Origin of the sequence: Exiguobacterium sp. R-39 (assembly GCF_049942815.1) — a bacterium.
GTDB lineage: Bacteria > Bacillota > Bacilli > Exiguobacteriales > Exiguobacteriaceae > Exiguobacterium_A.
In genome coordinates this window covers 1,158,913-1,178,417 of the sequence record NZ_CP187965.1, presented here as the reverse complement: position 1 = coordinate 1,178,417, position 19,505 = coordinate 1,158,913, and the positions used below count along the sequence as shown (strand labels likewise).

General features: G+C 42.4%; 17 protein-coding genes. 5 read left to right on the top strand and 12 right to left on the bottom strand.

Annotation, left to right across the window (positions count from 1 at the left end):
- Window positions 1-16: 16 nt before the first annotated feature.
- From ACP26N_RS06015 to acnA, 6 genes are all read right to left on the bottom strand, one after another.
- Window positions 17-1,063: a M15 family metallopeptidase gene (locus ACP26N_RS06015; protein WP_426355034.1), complete on the bottom strand. Its 1,047-nt coding sequence runs from the start codon at window positions 1,061-1,063 to the stop codon at window positions 17-19.
- Window positions 1,064-1,158: 95 nt separating this feature from the next.
- Window positions 1,159-1,593, bottom strand: coding sequence for an acyl-CoA thioesterase (locus ACP26N_RS06010; protein ID WP_012370047.1), 435 nt, complete (start codon window positions 1,591-1,593; stop codon window positions 1,159-1,161).
- Between the two features lie 12 nt (window positions 1,594-1,605).
- Entirely contained in the window at window positions 1,606-3,849 is a 2,244-nt protein-coding gene (locus ACP26N_RS06005; RefSeq protein ID WP_426355032.1) for an AAA family ATPase, read from the bottom strand.
- A 75-nt stretch (window positions 3,850-3,924) separates the two neighbouring features.
- Window positions 3,925-4,632 carry a hypothetical protein gene (locus tag ACP26N_RS06000; protein ID WP_131973069.1) on the bottom strand — a complete coding sequence of 236 codons (708 nt, stop codon included), beginning with the start codon at window positions 4,630-4,632 and terminating at the stop codon, window positions 3,925-3,927.
- A gap of 208 nt (window positions 4,633-4,840) precedes the next feature.
- The gene (locus tag ACP26N_RS05995) at window positions 4,841-5,305 is read right to left on the bottom strand and encodes a DUF3939 domain-containing protein (RefSeq protein WP_131973070.1); all 465 of its coding nucleotides are present in this window, start codon (window positions 5,303-5,305) and stop codon (window positions 4,841-4,843) included.
- 67 nt (window positions 5,306-5,372) lie between these two features.
- Window positions 5,373-8,096 (bottom strand): aconitate hydratase AcnA, encoded by a 2,724-nt coding sequence (gene acnA / locus ACP26N_RS05990; RefSeq protein WP_131973071.1) that lies wholly within the window; start codon window positions 8,094-8,096, stop codon window positions 5,373-5,375.
- Window positions 8,097-8,351: 255 nt separating this feature from the next.
- On the opposite strand from acnA, the gene ACP26N_RS05985 reads away from it, so the two are divergent.
- A complete protein-coding gene (locus tag ACP26N_RS05985) occupies window positions 8,352-8,846 on the top strand; it encodes a hypothetical protein (RefSeq protein ID WP_131502940.1) in 495 nt (164 codons plus the stop codon).
- Between the two features lie 231 nt (window positions 8,847-9,077).
- Here the strand turns inward: ACP26N_RS05985 and ACP26N_RS05980 are convergent, their stop codons facing one another.
- A complete protein-coding gene (locus tag ACP26N_RS05980; RefSeq protein ID WP_426355030.1) occupies window positions 9,078-10,049 on the bottom strand; it encodes a sensor domain-containing diguanylate cyclase in 972 nt (323 codons plus the stop codon).
- A 401-nt stretch (window positions 10,050-10,450) separates the two neighbouring features.
- On the opposite strand from ACP26N_RS05980, the gene ACP26N_RS05975 reads away from it, so the two are divergent.
- On the top strand, window positions 10,451-10,792 hold the full coding sequence (locus ACP26N_RS05975; protein WP_426355029.1) for a DJ-1/PfpI family protein: 342 nt from the start codon (window positions 10,451-10,453) through the stop codon (window positions 10,790-10,792).
- Between the two features lie 472 nt (window positions 10,793-11,264).
- Complete coding sequence (locus ACP26N_RS05970) at window positions 11,265-11,774, top strand: MepB family protein (protein WP_426355027.1); 510 nt, start codon at window positions 11,265-11,267, stop codon at window positions 11,772-11,774.
- Window positions 11,775-12,278: 504 nt separating this feature from the next.
- Here the strand turns inward: ACP26N_RS05970 and ACP26N_RS05965 are convergent.
- The 5 genes from ACP26N_RS05965 to ACP26N_RS05945 all read right to left on the bottom strand — a co-directional run bounded on the left by ACP26N_RS05965 (window position 12,279) and on the right by ACP26N_RS05945 (window position 17,278).
- Window positions 12,279-12,602, bottom strand: coding sequence for a hypothetical protein (locus ACP26N_RS05965; protein WP_426355025.1), 324 nt, complete (start codon window positions 12,600-12,602; stop codon window positions 12,279-12,281).
- Between the two features lie 147 nt (window positions 12,603-12,749).
- Entirely contained in the window at window positions 12,750-14,657 is a 1,908-nt protein-coding gene (locus ACP26N_RS05960) for an FtsX-like permease family protein (protein WP_426355024.1), read from the bottom strand.
- Window positions 14,644-15,456 carry an ATP-binding cassette domain-containing protein gene (locus ACP26N_RS05955; RefSeq protein ID WP_131502948.1) on the bottom strand — a complete coding sequence of 271 codons (813 nt, stop codon included), beginning with the start codon at window positions 15,454-15,456 and terminating at the stop codon, window positions 14,644-14,646. The genes ACP26N_RS05960 and ACP26N_RS05955 overlap by 14 nt, the downstream gene beginning before the upstream one ends.
- 103 nt (window positions 15,457-15,559) lie before the next feature.
- A complete protein-coding gene (locus tag ACP26N_RS05950; protein WP_426355022.1) occupies window positions 15,560-16,582 on the bottom strand; it encodes a sensor histidine kinase in 1,023 nt (340 codons plus the stop codon).
- A gap of 12 nt (window positions 16,583-16,594) precedes the next feature.
- The gene (locus ACP26N_RS05945; protein WP_426355020.1) at window positions 16,595-17,278 is read right to left on the bottom strand and encodes a response regulator transcription factor; all 684 of its coding nucleotides are present in this window, start codon (window positions 17,276-17,278) and stop codon (window positions 16,595-16,597) included.
- A gap of 819 nt (window positions 17,279-18,097) precedes the next feature.
- Here ACP26N_RS05945 and ACP26N_RS05940 point away from each other — a divergent pair.
- Together ACP26N_RS05940 and ACP26N_RS05935 are read left to right on the top strand one after the other, a co-directional pair.
- Window positions 18,098-18,835 (top strand): alpha/beta hydrolase, encoded by a 738-nt coding sequence (locus ACP26N_RS05940; protein WP_426355018.1) that lies wholly within the window; start codon window positions 18,098-18,100, stop codon window positions 18,833-18,835.
- A gap of 205 nt (window positions 18,836-19,040) precedes the next feature.
- Complete coding sequence (locus ACP26N_RS05935) at window positions 19,041-19,475, top strand: MarR family winged helix-turn-helix transcriptional regulator (protein WP_131502950.1); 435 nt, start codon at window positions 19,041-19,043, stop codon at window positions 19,473-19,475.
- Window positions 19,476-19,505 lie beyond the last annotated feature (30 nt).

Sequence of the window (19,505 nt, the reverse complement as noted above, 5' to 3'; positions counted from 1 at the left end):
GTCAACCTCCAACGTATTAGTGACCGACCTTCATATATTCTTCGAGAGTCTGTCCATTATTTTTAATTTGTGTGGCTGGACCGACACCAACATACCGGATGTGCCATGGCTCATACGTGTACCCAGTCCGTGACTGGAACCCACGGTCGTACCGGACGATAAATCCATACTTCGCTGCGTTGTTCGCAATCCATTTTCCTTCTTTTGTATCTCCAAGTTCTGCCGTCAATCCATTCCCGACACTCGGTGCCGAGATATCAAACACAAGTCCGGTCTGGTGCTCACTGTGACCAGGACGGGCAGAATATTGATCGGCTGCCGCTTTTCCGTCACGGGCGACGTAGTTGTTATAAAGGACCGTCTGACGTGAACCAGAACGGAATCCACTGACGGCATTTAGTGTCACGCCGTCGGCTTTCGCATCAGCAAACATTTTTTCCATCTGTTTCGCTGCCGGTGCCCGCATATAACTTTGTTCAAGGACACCTGAATACGAGAAGCTGACGTTTGGTACGACTAAGTCCGACGGTTTGTAATCAATCGGTAAGCTGTATTTTTTATTGACGACGACTAACTCACCCAGTGATAAATCGGCTTTTGTATCCGATTTATCGACGTCCGGTGTTTCGGACTCCGGTTTAGACGGTTTGGCAGGTTCCGGATCCTGAGCGGAATCGGTTTTCCCATCGTCTTTTTTATCGGCCGATTTGTCTTCTGTCGAAGATTCGTCCGATGACTTCTCTTCCGTCGTTTTCTCTTCAGCTGCTTTATCGGCCGCTGCTTTCTCTTCGGCCGCTTTTTCATCGGCTGCTTTTTGATCGGCCGCTGCCTGTTCTTCTGCTTTTTTCTCAGCTTCCGCTTTCGCATCGGCTTCTTTTTTCGCTTCGGCTGTTTCTTTTTCTTTTGCTACTTCGGCATCACTTTTTTCAGAATCTGAAGTGGCCTTTTCGTCTGCGCTTTTATTCGCCTGTTCGGTTTTTGAGTTGTCTTCCGCTTCCTGATCCCCAGGGTTACATCCTGCAAGGAGGAGCGCCAATGTACTGACTGCTACGATTTTTTTCATTTTTAATTCCCCGCTTCCTTGGTGCTATTCTATGTTACCTCTAATCGACTGATTAGAAAAGCCCTCACGCAAGAAATCCTGCTGAGGGCGGAGGCTTAATTTGAGATGAGTGCAGCATCTTCGGTACGCATTTGTTCGTAAATCGCGTGCCAGTTCGGAAAGACTTTTGGTAAACGGATCGGACGGAAGTTCTCTTTTTTGACGACGACATGCGACGTTTTTCCTGCGACCGCCAGTTGACCGTCGGCATTCTTGACTTCATAACCGTAAATCGTCCGCAGACCGTCGTAATGATCAACCCAGACGGAAACCTGTGCCACGTCACCGTATGTTAACGACCGTTTGTAATCGAGATTCACATTCGTGACCGGCGAAACATATCCGGCTTCTTCCATTTCCTTGTAATCAAGTCCGAGTGACTTGATCAGTTCCGTCCGTGCAATCTCAAAATAAACGAGATAATTCGAATGATAGACGATGCCCATCATATCGGTTTCGGCGTAACGGACTGGTATTTCAATCGTGTACATGAAGCTTCCCCCTTAAAAATCCTCTTTTTCAAGATAGGACCATTCTGAACCGCTTAAGCTAAGTTTGTCAATTAATCTGACGGATTGCTTCGCGATTGCCCGTTCGACAATCGTAATCGCGGCACGGGCATTGCCGTTCGGAACCGTCTCAATCATCTGCTCAAGCGTCTGTTTCGCTTCATCCGTCAATTGATACCCGTATTGGGCAGCATAATTGATGATGATTTCAATCAGTTCCTCCTTCACATAGTTCGGGAAATGGAACTCCCGTTTAAAACGTGACTTCAGTCCGGGATTGCTTGCAAGCAAGGCCTGCATCGGCTGTTCGTAACCGGCGAGGACAACGACGAGATTATCGGCATGTTTCGTCATCTCGTCGACCAGCGTATCGATTGCTTCTTTCCCGAAGTCGTTGGCACCCCCGTTCAGCGCATAGGCCTCGTCGATGAACAAGACACCGCCGAGGGCATCCCGGATCACGTCGCGGGTCTGTTGCGCCGTTTGTCCGACGTATCCGGACACGAGATCGGCCCGGCTGACGACTTTTAAGTGCCCCCGCTTCAAGTAACCGCACTGACGGAGGACATCCGCATAGAGAGCTGCGACCGTCGTTTTTCCGGTCCCGCTGTTCCCGCTGAAGACAGCATGCAGTTCAACCGGCAAGACTTTAAAGCCTGCCTCCTGTCGACGCTTCTGCATCGATAATAATGCCTGGATTTGTTTGATTTCCGCTTTCAACGGCTGTAATCCGACAAGCTGTTCAAGTCGTTCTTCGACCGTATTATCGTCTGAAGCGACGAGTTCAAAATCCGTTTGTTCGAGCAACGCAAAATCTTCGTGACTGGCACTTTCCCCGAGACTCGCCCCTTTTTTAAAGATCGCATCGAGAACGATATTGCGGACGGCGCGCCCGTTCCCGAAACTCGCGTCGACCCGTTCCCGTTCGAGCCGGGACAACAACGCCCGCTCTGCCTGCTCCGTCAGGACATAATCGTTGACGGTCGCAATCGAACGGCCGATTTCAAGTAGTTCCGTATCCGTATAGTCCGCAAGCAGGTAATGATTCGATTCCGGGAAACGGCTCCGCAGTCCGGGATTCGCTTTCAGGAAATCACGCATTTCTTCCGGATAACCGGCAAGCACGACGGCAAACCGACCGGCGTATTCTCCGCTCGTCATCGCTGCAACGAGAGTATCAATCGCGGCTTGGCCGTAATCATTGCCGCTTTGACCGGCCCGTTTTAAGGCGTAGGCCTCGTCGATGAACAGGACACCTCCGACCGCTTCGCGGACTTTACTCATGACCTGTTCTTCCGTCTGACCGACAAACGCACCAACGAGCGACGAGCGGTCCGTCTCGACGACTTCCGGCCGTTCCAACAGACCGAGTTCGTGATAGATTTTCGCCATCAACCGGGCAAGCGTCGTTTTACCGGTCCCGGGATTCCCCATGAAAATCATGTGGAGGGACGGCTGATCGCTCGAGCGGTACCCGTCCGACGTCCGTTTTTGCTGATACTTCAAGAACCGGTACATCTGATGGACACGCAACTTAATGTCTTCCAGTCCGATCATCGCATCGAGTTCCTCGAGCGCCGACCGTTCGACCTGTTTGATTTCTGCCGGAAGCAGCGCAACGACCCGGCGTAAATCCTGCAGTGCCGTCGCTTTTAGTTCCGTCATCTCCCGGAACGCGTCACGCGAATAAAATCGTTCCTGCAGACTGTTAAGGAACTCCGTCGCAATCTGCTCAAGCGTCGCACTCGACAACAATAAAGCTTTTCCGGCTTCGAACAATTCCGACCAGCGCGCAGCATCCAGCCGGCGCAACCGTTCCGTCTGTTCGACGACCTGTTCCGTCTCGTGCAGGATTTGACCCGCTTGTTGAATCAGTTCCTTTGTCGCTGACCGTTTGGCATTGGCATTGTCCGTCTCGCGGATCGTCGGAAAAGTGTTAGCGACGAGCAATTGGTAACTGCTCTGGAGCTGCTGTTCGATCAGCAACTGTTCAAGCCGTTCCGGCAGCCGATCGTGCTGGCGGATTTCCTGCATCCAGCTTTCGGCCAGGGCATCGATCCGTCCCGTCATGATGTAACGGTGTTCGACGAGTAAAGCTAAAATCCGGACTAATGCTTCTGTTTCCTGTAATAGGCGACTGCTTTGGGCATAACGTAAGGCGAGAACTTCTTCGACCTTCGCCCCGTTTTCCCAAGCCGTAATTTGTTTGAACATCTCCTCTTTTGAGAACGTCTCCATGTTATCTTGATTCCTCCCGCTTCTCGAAAAAACCGACTGTGGTCGTCACGGTGTGACGCTCCAGTCGGTCTGTCCTCATTTAGCTTTTAACCAGTTTGGATCGAATGTATCCAGTGTCTCGATTTTTTTCATCTTGACCGAATAAAATAGTTTTCCATTGTTACGTGACTCGGCTCCAAGTACTTTCGACCGGTCGGACGCGACATAGTAGGTCGCTTCTTCCGCATTGTCGTCCTTATCGAAGAACGATGGATACTGTTTAATCCATTCTTTCGGGACTGTGCTTGCCGGCTCTTTTTTGACGTAAACGTCAGCCGCATTTCCGGCGATATCGGCTTCGCCTTCGACTTGACCAAAATCACCATTTTCGATGAACTTGATGATCTGTTCGTTAAAGCCGCGTGACAAGAACGGACGCGGTGCACTGACACTCTTCGACGCTTTCGTCTCATTCAACAATTTTCCGTCGGCAGCGTATTCGCGGAACATCTTCCCGTCCCAAATCGCCATCGTTCCTTTAGATGGTCCGTCGATGACTTCTGTCCGGAAGTGGCCTTTATCATCAAAAACGACTTCATATGTCCGCGTCTCGAGAGCGTCTTCCGTCGTCGACAGTTTCTTTTCGACGTACTGAATCCGCGACATCGTGTAAAACGGTTTGACCGGAGCAGCTTTATCTTCATTAGCGGTCTGTGTCTTATTCAAAAGGTAAAAATTATAGGCAAGGAGTATCGCCATTGCCACGATTGCGACTGCAATCCATGTGCTCGTTCGTTTCGTCATGCCATGTACACCATCCTAAATTTGTCTCGTTTCATGTTAATGGTATCGGTTTTAGGCGTAGAATACAAAGGGTTTGTCCAAGATTCCCGCATTTCTGAAGAAATGCGTCAGACTTTTGAACAATTGATTCTGTTTCGAATCGTTCTGATCCCTTCCTTGACGAAACACAAAAGGTGAACTGCCCGTCGATCCGGCAGCCCACCTTGATTTAATCTGTTTTCGGTTCGAGTGAGACAATCATCGACTCATCGACGAGGTAATACGTTTGATGGGGCAACTCCCGTAAATAGCCTTGCTCAAACAGCTTCGCACAATCGACCTGGAACGTCTTCGAGTACGGTTTAAGGGGTAATTTCCGTTCTTTGTCAAAATACCGGTCGACCGCGACCTGAACATGATCCATTTCATAGACCGTCAAATGATCTTTCGCTTCCATGATCGTAAACGTTTCCCGTGACATATAGAAGACCTGCGTCGAGCGGGCACCGAGATAGGGCGCAAGTTGCGTTAAATCAATCCGTTGTTCTTCATCGAGCAGAATCGTCCGGTTCGTCCCTTTCGGCAACGCCAGTTCAAAATCGTGCGTCGCCCGTTTGACTTCATCGAGCGTGACGTCGCGAACCGGCAGCTCGGGTTCTTCTTTTGCTTGAAACCATTTCTTGAATCGGTTCACGGTCTCGCCCCTTTCTGCATCAAAAAAGGTGGGGTTTACCCCCACCTCAAACGTTAATGTAAACGGTTTAGTTTTGCAAGCGTTCGCGGAGAACCATTGGTAAGATTCCGCCGTGACGGTAGTAATCGATATCGACTTCCGAATCAAAACGAGCGATTGCTTCGAACTTCGTGACTTTTCCGTCTGCAGCTGTCGCTGTAACTTCGACGACGTCACGTGGACGAACCGACTCGTCGATCGCGATACTGATTGATTCCTCACCTGTTAAGCCGAGCGATTCAGCTGATGTGCCGGCTGCGTATTGAAGCGGCAGGACACCCATCATGACGAGGTTCGAACGGTGAATCCGCTCAAAGCTCTCTGCGATGACGGCTTTGACACCAAGAAGGTTTGTCCCTTTCGCTGCCCAGTCACGTGATGAACCCATCCCGTAATCTTTACCGGCGAGGATGACAAGACCTGTACCATCTTCTTTGTACTTCATCGCAGCGTCGTACATCGCCATCGTTTCGCCTGTCGGCCAGTACGTCGTGAAGCCGCCTTCTGTACCCGGAGCGACCTGGTTACGGATCCGGATGTTCGCGAATGTTCCGCGCATCATGATCTCGTGGTTACCACGGCGTGAACCGTATGAGTTGAAGTCTTTTGGTGCGACACCTTTGCTGACAAGGTATTGTCCGGCTGGTGTCGTTTTCGAGAATGAACCGGCTGGTGAGATGTGGTCTGTCGTGACAGAATCCGCAAACTTACCGAAGACACGGAGGTCGTTTAATGCTTCGACATGACCGGCCTCTTTCGCCAAATTCTCGAAGAACGGCGGATTTTGGATGTATGTCGATTCTTCGTCGAAGTCATACTGATCGCCTGTCGGCACGTCAAGGTTGTTCCAACGTTCGTTTCCTGTGAAGACCGAATCGTACTCGGCACGGAAGCTTTCCGGTGTGACGACCGTGTTGATGATCGTTTGGATTTCGTCACGTGACGGCCAGATGTCCGCGAAGAAGACTTCTTGTCCGTCTTTGCCTGTTCCGAGTGACGCGTTCATGATGTCGACGTCGACCGTTCCGGCAATCGCGTACGCGACGACGAGTGGTGGTGATGCCAGGTAGTTGGCTTTGACGAGCGGATGAACCCGTCCTTCGAAGTTACGGTTTCCTGAGAGGACAGACGAGACGAGCAGGTCTGATCCGAGGATTGCGTTTTCGACGGCAAGGTCAAGCGGACCTGAGTTTCCGATACATGTCGTACAACCGTAACCGACTGTGTTGAAGCCGAGTTGATCGAGGTATGGTTGAAGTCCTGATTTCTCAAGATAATCCGTTACGACTTTCGATCCCGGCGCAAGTGATGTCTTGACGTATTTCGGAACCGTCAATCCGAGATTGATTGCTTTTTTCGCAACGAGTCCGGCACCGATCATGACGTACGGGTTTGATGTATTCGTACAGCTCGTGATCGCTGCGATCGCAAGGTCTCCCGTACGCATCTCAACCGCTTCGTCTTCGTATTGTACGACAGCGACTTTGCTAGCTTCTTCTTCAGCAAGACCAAAACCGGCGTTTCCTTGTGGTGCTGTCAACGCTTTTTGGAACGACGTGTGGACGTCCGTCAAATCAATCCGGTCTTGTGGACGTTTCGGTCCGGCAAGTGCAGGAACGATTGTCGACAGATCAAGTTCAACCGTCTTCGTGAACGTTGGATCTTCGTTTTGCGGCGTGTAGAACAAGCCGTTTGCTTTTGAGTAGTTTTCGACTTTTTCAATCAATGCTTCGTCGCGGCCTGTCAAACGGAGGTACGTCAACGTTTCCGTATCCACCGGGAAGAATCCGCAAGTTGCGCCGTATTCAGGCGCCATGTTGGCGATTGTCGCACGGTCAGACAATGACATCAAGTGAAGTGACGGTCCGAAGAACTCAACGAATTTACCGACAACGTTTTGTTGACGTAACATTTCCGTCACGCGGAGGGCAACGTCCGTTGCTGTTGTTCCAGGGTGCATTTCACCCGTGATGCGGACACCGATAACTTCCGGAACCGGGAAGAATGAAGGTTGTCCAAGCATGCCTGCTTCTGCTTCGATTCCACCGACACCCCAACCAAGGACACCAAGTCCATTGATCATCGTTGTGTGCGAATCTGTTCCGACGAGTGTATCCGGGTAGACATCAACCGAACCGTCTGCTGTTTCTTTTTCAAGAACGACAGATGCCAAGTACTCGAGGTTTACTTGGTGGACGATTCCTGTTGCAGGCGGTACAGCACGGTAGTTGTCGAATGCCGTTGTTGCCCAGCGTAACAATTTGTAACGCTCTTCGTTCCGTTCGAACTCAAGATCCATGTTTTCAGCAAGTGCGCCGGCAAATCCGTAAGAATCGACTTGAACCGAGTGGTCAACGACGAGATCAACCGGAACTTCCGGGTTGATGACTGACGGATCTCCACCGAGGTCCTGCATCGCTTTACGGAGTGACGCGAGGTCGACGACAGTCGGAACGCCCGTGAAATCCTGTAAGATGACGCGTGACGGCTTGAACGGCACATCGATATCATTCGATACTTGGGCAGTTCCCCATTTCGCCAAGTTTTCGACATGCTCTTGTGTAATCGAACGACCGTCTTGTTGACGAAGGACGGATTCAAGCAGCACACGGATTGAATACGGAAGGCGTTTGACTTCCGTCAGACCGAGTTCTTCCAATTTTTCAAGGCTGTAATAGTTGTAATTTTTACCGTTAGCTTCAAACGAACGGCGTGCACCAAACACGTCTTGCGTTGGTTGCGTTTGCTTCATGCTGATTCCCCCTTTAAGTGTTGACGACATCAAGCCCCTGATACCGCTTACTTGTACAGCTCTATCATAGTATAATATGAGCCCCGTTACAATTTGAAAGAACAAAAGACCTTCAATAAGTTTTACTTATCACCTAATTGAGAAACTATATCAATCATATGCTTATGATGACACTCGCTTTCTAGTTTTTAATGGTTCTGTTACGGGTACAAGTAAATTGTAGAACGACATCAGAACTTTCTGGAGGCGGAAATTATGGCACAATATAAAAATGATGCAACTCACGTCGTCACGACGATTATTTTCGATGATTTGGAAAAAGCAAAAACCGGTTTTGAAATGATCAAGGACCTCGAAGCGATCAAAGAGATTGAAATGGAACAGATGGTGCTCGCCGAACGCAATGAGACGGACGGCTTCTCCTTCATCGATGCGATTGACTTCACGCAACAGGATCAATCGTTTAAAGGTTCGTTGATCGGGATGGCAGTCGGCGTTGTCGGTGGACCGTTCGGCATGCTCGTCGGCTCCGTCGCCGGATACCTGATCGGCGCAAACCGGGACGAAAAAAACGAACGCGATTCGTTTGATCTGTTTAACCGGACACTCAACCAGATCAATCCCGACCACTACGGCGTCATCATCATCAGCGAAGTCAACGAGGATTCGGAAGCGATCAATGCGATTGCCGCGGAACTCGGAGCGACCGTACGCCGGACAGGTGAAACGTTTACGGATGAGACGGTCTGAACTAACAGTATAAGATGTACGTTTCGTCCCCGCTTTTTCGGGGACGTTTTTGATGTCGATAGTTTTAATAGAGACTTATTCATTTTACTTATGATAAATTAGTTTACATAACACTTTTTTTGAATGGGAGTCATGGTGCTCCGTACTAAAAGATCTGATTCAGTTTTTCCTTTGAAGATAATCTGAAAAATGTTGATTTGATAGGAAAAGCAATGGGGAGAGCATGCTATTTCAGCATCTCTCCCCATTTATTTTTGATTCATTAAAAAACTTGAACGTATTTTTACCAAATGATTTAGCATGATATAAGGCTTCATCTGCATGTTGCAGGAGGTTTGATAGGCTGACAGCATCACCTTCTTCGTATGTCACTATCCCGATACTGGTCGAGACTTTATACGGGGTATCCCAAGCGTTTATAGCCTTAACCACTTGATTAGCTATTTTGTCCCACTCTTGCTTACTGTTAGTTTGAGAAAAATGCAGGATAAACTCATCTCCCCCTAACCGTACTGCAAACGCATCTTTCTGCCCATCCACGATCATTTGAAGCCTAGATGCCACTACTTTTAAGACGGCATCTCCCGTATCATGTCCATATCCATCATTCACTTTTTTAAAACCATCGAGATCGAGGAAAAAGAGGGCACCATTCTGATGCTGATATTTTTCAAAATATTTAGTTAAATAGCGTCTATTGTAGAGTTCTGTCAACATATCCTTCCAAGCAAATCGCTCCAAATCTAAATAATAGGAGAACAACTTTACGATGCGTTGGAGTAAATCAATACTCTTCTTATCCAAGAGGCTCGCCTCATCGTTTACAGCACATAATGTTCCAAATTTCTCACCGTTTGTGAGCGAAATGGGAATCCCTAGATAGGATTGAACATTTACTCCGTCGAGTAGCTTCTTTACCTCATCAATTGAACAATCTTTGTTGACATCCTCATAAACCAAAGGTTGATTTTTTTCAAAATCAACTCGTTTACATACCGATTGATTGAGGTCAACCACCATCCCTTCGGTTATATGAATATTTGTTCTTTCATTAGACAGCTTCAATATGAATTGCTGCGTATGACTAAAAACGGATAAGTAAAACAGTTGCTCAGGGAGAATTTCCTTGGCAAGATCCAGCACATCGTTTGCTAAATCGTCAAATTTTTCATATCTTTGTAATTCTTCTAATCGTGTTTCCATAAGGCTCCTCCAGATTAAATAAATTTCATTATAGGCGTATAGTTTAATATTACCTTTTATTATTGTGCTTTAACTTTAACCTATAAAAAGAAGCCACAACTTTAATAGATAACTTACATCAATTTTAAGCAATATTTTGCACAAGAGTTGTGAAAAACCAGTAACCTTATACATAGGTCACTGGCTTTATATCTATATATTTTATTTAGAAAAACCACCGATAGTTCTCTATTATTCTATAGAATAGCCGGTTTCCTATTTATACAATTAAGAGTTGGACGCTCTTCAAAAATAGTTAGGACTTTTACGCATCCCGTAATACTTCAGCTACAGCATCTGATTATTCATTACGCTAAAATGATTCGAGCGAAACACGAGGGAAGGATGCAGATTGTTTACAGGTGATCACGGTTGCTCCAAGCTCGGCTATAATCACGACAATGGGTGGTTTAGCGGTAAAACCAGATATTTCAGTGGAGCAGATGAAATTAACGAAAAAAGACTTATTGATACTTCCGGGTGGAGAAAGCTGGAGTGAGGACATACATGAGCTGATCTTACAAAAAGTCGATGAAGGCTTCCAACCGAACACATTAATTGCTGCGACTTGTGGTGCGATCCATGGCTTAGCTAAGGTTGGACATTTAGATTCTCTTCATCATACGAATAATGATTTATCCTATCTACAAATGGAGAGTTTTTCTTATAAAGGGCCACGTTGCATCAATCGTGTTCCGTCATAAAGGACAATCAATTGATTACAGCCTCTAGAATGGCACCGCTCGATTTTGCAAAAGAAACCATAAAAGCTATGGATATCTTCCACCTTGACACACTGGAAGCTTGGTATAATCTGCATAAGACCAACGAACCGACTTACTTTTTTCAACTTATGACAACGATGAAGTAAAATTTTCATGGTTCATAACATTACAGAATGAAGCACTATACATGTACTTAATTCAATAACCCAGATAAAAGTCATGTACTTTCTTTTATGCCAGGAACATTTTTTTGAATCTACATTTTGATTAGCATGCTGTTAAAAAGTGAAATACTGAAAAAAATCAAATAAGGAATCAGCTAAAAAATTATTATAAATAAAAGAGAAATCTTCCAATCTAGACATTTAGTCGATTTCTTTATGAATCCTAAAATTTACTAGAAAAGTCATCAGAAACTTAGCCTAGTGAGAACAAGAAGGAGGTACAGGGAATGAATAATTTTTTTGATGCCTTAGCGTATGTACAAAAAATAATGTATAAGCCATATGATTTATACCCACAATTCATACAAGAAGAAGTTCAGAATTCAGATTATAGCGCTGGTTTATTTCATCTACGCTCAAAGTCCATTCGATTTCGAGTCGCAAAGACTACACCTAAAAAAGCAGGACAGTTTGTGGCGTTTTGGGAAAAAGATGACAAGAATAAAAATCAACCTTTTTCGGATAAGACTGCCACAGACTTATTAGTAGTGAATATCTTTACTAACGATAATAAATTCGGTCAGTTCATTTTTCCTAAAGAGGTCCTTATTAAGCAAAAAATACTGAGTACGAATACTATAAAAGGGAAAATGGCAATTCGAGTTTATCCAAGTTGGGAGTATCCGACTAGCAAACAAGCGATTGCTACGCAGACATGGCAAGTAGAATACTTTGTTGAAATTCAGGAGTCCAACAGTCTACCAACGCATGAAATAATGAGGTTATATTTCAACTAACGTGACAACATGATAAAAGTAGTTAATTATAGCTATCTCGAGACGTAGGATTTCAATTGGACTTGAATGAATTGCGGTCGTATATTTTTCTTTTTGAAGAAACCATTATTCGCATCAGCTAGGTGGTTGAACGTAAGACAATCGTTTCCCCACTCGTCATGTACGTCTCATCTCATTTCGCTAAAATGTGTTGCTTTTTACTCGGATAGATTTGGAAACGTATATACTCATGCTTCCACATGATTCTCACCTTCTTAAAGGTCATATATTAGAAAGTAAAAAGTGTATTCTTGCTTAATTAGAATAAAAAAAGCGTTTGATTTATGTAAATAAGAGATGACTCCGGTATTTTTCTGGAGTCATCTCTTTTAAGCCCTATTATTTTATCCCACAGTTCTAATAACTGATGTAACAATTAAACTTTTAAAAGAAGTCCTTTAAAGACGAACAAAATCCTTTGATTCTCTTTGCTGCCTCCTAGCTCCTTCATGCTTAAATAACTTTTTATAACGACGCTAAAAATTCTTCTTTTGTAAATATACGCCATCTATTTGCTATAAGTTTTTCTAAATAGCTATCAATACTAATTTCTTCTAGTTCTATTGCAAGTGGTTGGAGAGAGACATTACATTCGTTGAACTCATAATTTAAAGTTACTTTAACCACTTCATATCCATTATGAAATCTTGAATCAAATCCAGGATCATCAATTATGTCTCCAATAGTTGGACGTATACCTGATTCGACTGTTTTCACTACAATTTCAGTACGACTATTTTCTTTTTGTGCTTTTATGGATGTTAGAAAAATGATTAAATTAATTTTCATTACATACACTTCCTTTCAATGTTTATAATTTTTTAGATAACACATAATATTGAATGTATAACCAATTTTGTGAAGATGTAAATTATCAGTAAGTCAAATTATTGTTCTCATCTCCCAAAAGTGAAGAACTGATTTTATTACTTTTTTCTATAATGCTGCTTTTACCGTCTTTCGATAGTAACCGATTGTTAAGAACGCAAAAAATATATAAATGATTGTGTAAACCATCATTGCTATAGAAGCTGCGAAAGCAATGTTTGATTGGAAGAAAGCAGAAAGAACATGGATGGCAAAAATAGCATGTAGCAATCCAATAATAAGTGGAAGACCATAAATAAAAATTTGTTTCCGGATAATTCCACGCATAATTTCATTCACACTAAACCCAAGCTGGCGCAAGGTACCGTAACTTTTCTTTTCCTGTTCAGCTTCTGTCATTTGTTTGAAGTACAAAATGCTACCGGTTGAGATTAAGAAGACAAGACCTAAAAATCCTGATATGAAAATCAATAATCCATTTTTTTGGATAGCTTGTTGGTAGGCTGAATAGTAGTCAATATGTGAATTTTCGCTCGCATAGTGATTGTTATAAATCTCGGATGCTAATTTTAAATCGTTAGAGTCAGTAATTTTGAATCCATCGATTCGCTTGAATTTGGCTGAATTATTCGCTATAAATTGATTTTTAAGGGTTTGAAATTTCTTATCGTTAACTACAATTTGAGAGTAGAGCATCGATCCATTGATACTGTTTCCCTCTCGGTAATCGGTGATTTTAATTTTAGTCTTTGTTTTATCATCTAATTCCAGAGTTACCGGCATTTTCATCGCGTCTCTGAATAAGGAAATGGACGAGGTGCTGTAAAAATATGCTGAGCCGTCAGTAGGAGCTTTTATATCATTTCCTGCTTGCTGCAATTGCTTATCACTTGTAATGGCAATGTATAATTCGTTACTTGGTACAGGCATTGTGCCTTCTTCCAATTGACCCGATAGCACAAGCAAATCAATCTCCCCATGTGAAAAAGATATGCCTTTTTCATTTAACTCGTTGCTCAATTGAGTTGCTACTGATTCATTTTCTTCAAATATGATGTCGAATGGCATTTGCGAACGGGTTTCATGTTCAGTAGCATAATAGAAAGAGTACGCTCCAGAAAGCATCGTCAATGTCATGGCTGAAAGGATAGTGATGAGTGTTAACGAATTAGCGTTCTCTTTTAATCGATGCATTAATGGAGCAATCGACAAACTATTGGATAAACCTAGATGACCTGCTTTTCGATTACGAATTTGATAAAATAACCAACCAATAGTTACCCGGAAAATGAGATACGTTCCTATCCCTATAGAAGCTAACACAGCCAGTATATTGAAAAGAAATAAATCATTTATCATATTATTCGAAATGATATATCCTAAGCAGATCAAGATTACACCAAGAAGGGCCAAAAAGGCTTCAGTTTTGGCTTTTGGTTTTTTAGGCTGTTCTCCAGTTTTTTCTGTATTAAACAAGGACAATAAGGTGTTCCGATACACTGTAGTAATCATTTGGATGGTAGTAAAGATAAGAAGCCCGAAAAACACAAAAATTGTTTGAATGACGGCAACCATTGAAAATGAAATATTGATTATCATTTCGTACCCGATTAATTTCATGAGCAGTAATAAGAAAATACGTGATACTAACATTCCGATAGCAATTCCGACAACAAGTGCTCCGGTGCCAAGAAGTAAATTCTCAAAAACTAATAGTCGTGCAATTATACTTTTTTTCAATCCAATTAATTGATAGAGTCCGATTTCTCGGCTCCTTTTTTTTAGAAAAATCGAATTGGCGTAGACTACAAATATGCCAATAATAAAAATTAATAGAATTCCTGCTGCTAGAAACGCTGTACTCATTTGGTCGCTCTGTGTAGAGACGACTGGGTCATGCTGCAAAGTAGCAAAAACGAAGTACAGCACAACACTGAAAATGAGAGCAAAAAAGTATAAGTAATAATGTTTGATGTTTTTGCGCATGCTACGGAAGACGAGATCAAAGAACGTCAACGTTTTCACCTCCAAGCACAGCTTGAATATTTAAAACTTCCTGGAAAAAGGCTTGTCTCGTTTTATCTCCTTTATAGATCTCTGTATAAATTTTACCATCTTTCAGGAAAATAACACGGCTGCAGTAACTTGAGGCGAGTGGATCATGGGTTACCATCATGATTGTTACTTTTCTTTTCTCGTTAATATTTGTTATGGTCCTAAGCAACGAGGAAGCTGATTTGGAATCCAGCGCTCCAGTCGGTTCATCTGCAAAGACCATAGAAGGCTGATTAATCAATGCGCGGGCTGCAGAAGTACGTTGCTTTTGTCCTCCTGAAAGTTCATGCGGGTATTTATCAATTAAATCGGAGATCCCTAGGATATCGGCAATGGTACGAAATTCTGTTTCTGCCGACTTTTTGTTTATTTTCCCAAGTGATAATGGTAACAAGATGTTCTCCTTAGCGGTTAATGTATCAAGAAGATTGTAGTCCTGGAAGATAAATCCTAGCTGATTTCTTCGGAAATCGGCCATAGCAGCATCTTTCATCTGAGAGATATCTAATCCACTGATCAGGACTGTTCCTTCCGTAGACCGGTCGATTGTCGCAAGAATATTGAGCAACGTTGTTTTACCAGCACCTGAAGCGCCCATGATTCCAACAAATTCACCTTCTTCTACACGTAAATCAATTCCTTTTAGTACTTGTTGAACATTTCCTTTTGAACCGAATGATTTTCGAATATTTTGGGCATATAATACTGTTTTTTTGGTTGATTCATCAATGATTTTTGAATTCCTTTTTAAAAGTGTCATGTGTTTAACCTCCCTTTCTTCTTATATCTTTAATACTACGGTCTAAAAATTCGACAGTCGTTTGATTTATATGACAAAAAGAGAGTATAAGATGACAATATTGTTATCTACGGATTTGATCAAAATCGTTTTCTAATGAGAAATTCATCTTTAAAATCGTACCATTATCTTTTTTTGAGATCGCTGAAAGCTGAATACCAATTTGATTAGATACTTTTTTTGCTAAATAGAGGCCAAGACCAGTTGCACTATTGCTTAATCTTCCCATACCGCCTGTAAAACCTTTATCAAAAATACGAGGCAAATCATGATCTGGAATGCCTGGTCCTTCATCTTCTATAGACAAAATACAATGTCCGGTTGCTTCTGTATGTGCCGTAATATAGATTATTCCATCTCTAGGACTATATTTAATGGCATTCGATAAAATCTGTCGAACAATAAAACGACACCACTTTTTGTCTGTTACTATGACCGTTTCCAATCCTTCCGTTTCTATGGCCAAGTTCTTTTCCCGACACCAAGACATCAGTTCACGTACTTCAACGGATACGACGTCTTGAACCAGCACTTCGTCCAACACATAATCTGATTCTAGTGAAGACAGTCGTGATATGTATAATTGCTGGTCAATCAATAAAAAGATACGTAACCATTCTGCTTCGATTTTGAATATAGATGGACTAGATTTGTTAGCATCAATCATGAGTTTCATTGCAGTAAGCGGAGCTTTTGCTTCGTGAACCCAAGCAGCAATATAATCATCTTGTATAATCGTGTTTTGTCGATCTTTATTTAATTGATTAGAGAAAGAAACCCCTGCACTTTGCAATACTCTATTTATACGTTCATCACATTCAAATAATGGTTCTGGTAATGCCTCATGCCAATCGGTTTCTAGTTTTTCTTCTAATATTTCTAGCTGACGTATGTATGCTGTCTCTCGATAATACCGCCAACAAATAAATACCATAAAGAAAGTTAGTAAGAATACATTTACGTACATCAACGAATTAATATGGACATTAATCCCTCGATCAAGCCAAAGAAGTAAATCTGTTGAAAAAAGGGATAGGAAAAAAAACAAAATCCAACTTCTCATATCTTTTAAATAGCTAAGAAACATAAAACCCCTCCCTCATAAAGTAACAGCCACGTATCCTAAACCTTTTTTTGTAAGGATTGCTTCCTGCAAACCTAAATTTTCTAATTTATGGCGGAGTCGTGTGATATTCACAGTTAATGTATTATCATTTACAAAGCGCTCATCATTCCATAAACTCCGAATTAATTCATCGCGAGAAACAATCTCATTATTGGCTTTTACCAATACAATCAAAATAAAAAATTCATTTTTTGTCAATTCTGTTTCTATTTCATCCATGCGAATTATTCCCCGCTTTAAATCAATTAATGCTCCGTTCCATTCTATGAAATCAGGAGATTTTTCTCCGTAAGCATACACTCTTCTCAATGTAGCCTGAACTTTTGCAAGCAAGACATCTGAATGAAAAGGTTTTGGTATGTAATCGTCTGCACCCATATGCATTGCCATGACCATATCCATTGGGTGATCACGTGATGATAGGAAAATGATTGGAACTTTCGAAATCAATCGAATTTCACGACACCAATGAAAACCATCATATATCGGTAATTGTATATCCATAATGATTAAATGTGGCTCGTCGGATTTAAAATGTTCTAAAACGTCCTTAAAATTTAGTGGTCCTGAAACTTGCATTCCCCATTTAGTCAATGTTTCTTTTAATGAATTAAAAATGGCTAAATCGTCCTCTACGATGAAAATTTTCATTTCCATTTTTACGCTTCCTTTCTTTTTTAATTTTTACAAGCTATTCAACATAGCATTTAAAAAATAAAAAGCTACTGAAAATTACAATCGATATATTGAAAATAAAGAAACTTTATTCTTTCTATAAATATTTGAAATGTTTGTCTATTTATTTCTAGTATAGATACCCTACCAAGAAAAAATAATTATGTCTTTTGAATTACATTACAAATTGGTTTTCTGAAGTGACATTTTTGTCACTTTGGACAACTAATGTATTTTTATAGTGTGAATGTGTTCGATGCTCTAAGTTAGATTTCCCGTTACTTTTTTTCGTTTAATGAGTCGTTCACCTTTCCCTGTAATCGTGTATTCAATTTCGTTCGAACCAAAATTATAGACTTATTTTTAGTATAATCCTTTCTTATAAAATATTAAAAAAGAGGGAATTAAGTAATGAAAAACAAATTAGTATAGAGGAAATTGAAAAGCTCAAAATTCACAATCGTACGTTACTGACTCTACTCGGAAATTTAAATCCAGGTGCACTCGAAAATACGACGATACACGAAGCGGTTATCCTGTTTGATTTCTCAAAGAATGACTTACGCGCGTTAAAAGACTTGATCATACATTATGATCGGAATCGCTTTGTTTTTGAACAAAAAGCACTGATGATTAATCCCGTTCTCAGCACAGATAACTTGCTTTTTCTAGTAAAGTCTTTTGTTAACTCAGAGATGCTTACTGCTATCGGTAATACCATCTTAACTGACTATGAAGTGAAGGCGAACTGACGTACATCCATAAAAATGAGAACTACGATGAAATGAGGAATTTCTTTCTATGAAATTTTTACCCCCGAAGCCCTTTTATTACGAGAGCGGTGAACGAGCTGTTCTGCTTTTACATTCTTTCACCAGCAATCCGAATGATATGAAAAAGCTTGGAAGCTATCTGCAACAAAATCAGTATTCCTGCTACGCCCCGACACTCAGTGGACATGGTCTGCCGGCAGAAGAACTTCTGAACTACGGACCAGCCGACTGGTGGCAAGATGCACTCGACGGTTATCAACTGTTGAAAGACAAAGGGTTCGAACGTATAGCGGTCGTCGGTCTCTCACTGGGTGGTGTTCTTGCTTTAAAAATGGGACAGGAGTTAAAGATAAACGGTGTAGTCACCCTGTCCGTACCGATGGATAAAGAAGCAGCCGTCCTAAAGAAACGAATCGTTTATTACGCCAAGCGCTATAAACAGATCGAAGGAAAAGAGGACCAGCAGATTGCCTCTGAAATGGCTGAACTGGATCTCCTGCCTTTTGAATCGCTGACCGACTTCGAACAACTCATTACCCGGACGCGAGACCATTTAGCCTCCGTAGTATCTCCTGTTTGCGTGATGTACGGGGAAATGGATGATTCCTCATACAAGACGAGTGCCGAAACGATTTTCGAAAGCGTAGCTTCGGATCAAAAGACGATAAAAGGATATGCGAATTCAAAACATTTAATGACGTTAGGAAAAGACATGAACGCAGTCAATCAAGACATTCTTGCGTTTTTAAATAAACTGAACTGGTAAAACGTTTACCCACTCTAAAGGCAGCCCGGACTTTGCGGCTTGCCTCTTTTCATACTGCTGCATTAATCCAATCCATATCAGGCATTAGACAAATGAACTGCCTGCAATCAGAAACCAATCAAAACGATTGACGTACCAAAATTTAGATGATATATTTATCTCGAATTAAAGATATATGAATTGAAGATAAAAAGAGGTGAACGAAATGGAACAGCCGAATCCGAACCTAAAAGCATTGACTGTCATGGTACGTGCAGTCGACGCGCTTCATGAAGTCATTAAACAGGATGTTGCGAAGTCCGGACTAAATCCGACAGATTTTTCCGTACTCGAGTTGCTGTATCACAAAGGAAGGCAGCCAATTCAACTAATCGGGAAAAAAGTATTGATTACGAGCGGCAGCATCACCTATGTCATCGATAAGCTCGAAAAAAAAAATTACGTCGCCCGCAAAGCATGTCCGGAGGATCGGCGTGTGACATTTGCGGAACTCACCACAGAAGGTCAAAGCTTAATGGATACGATTTTTCCGGAACATGAAAAAGCAATTAATCAGGTTTTCCAAGGTATTGATCCATCGGAAATCGAATCGTTTATTAAGACCGCTAAAAAAATAGGCTATCAGGCACAAAACCATTAAAAAATTTTAACGATATATCTCGAATTCGAG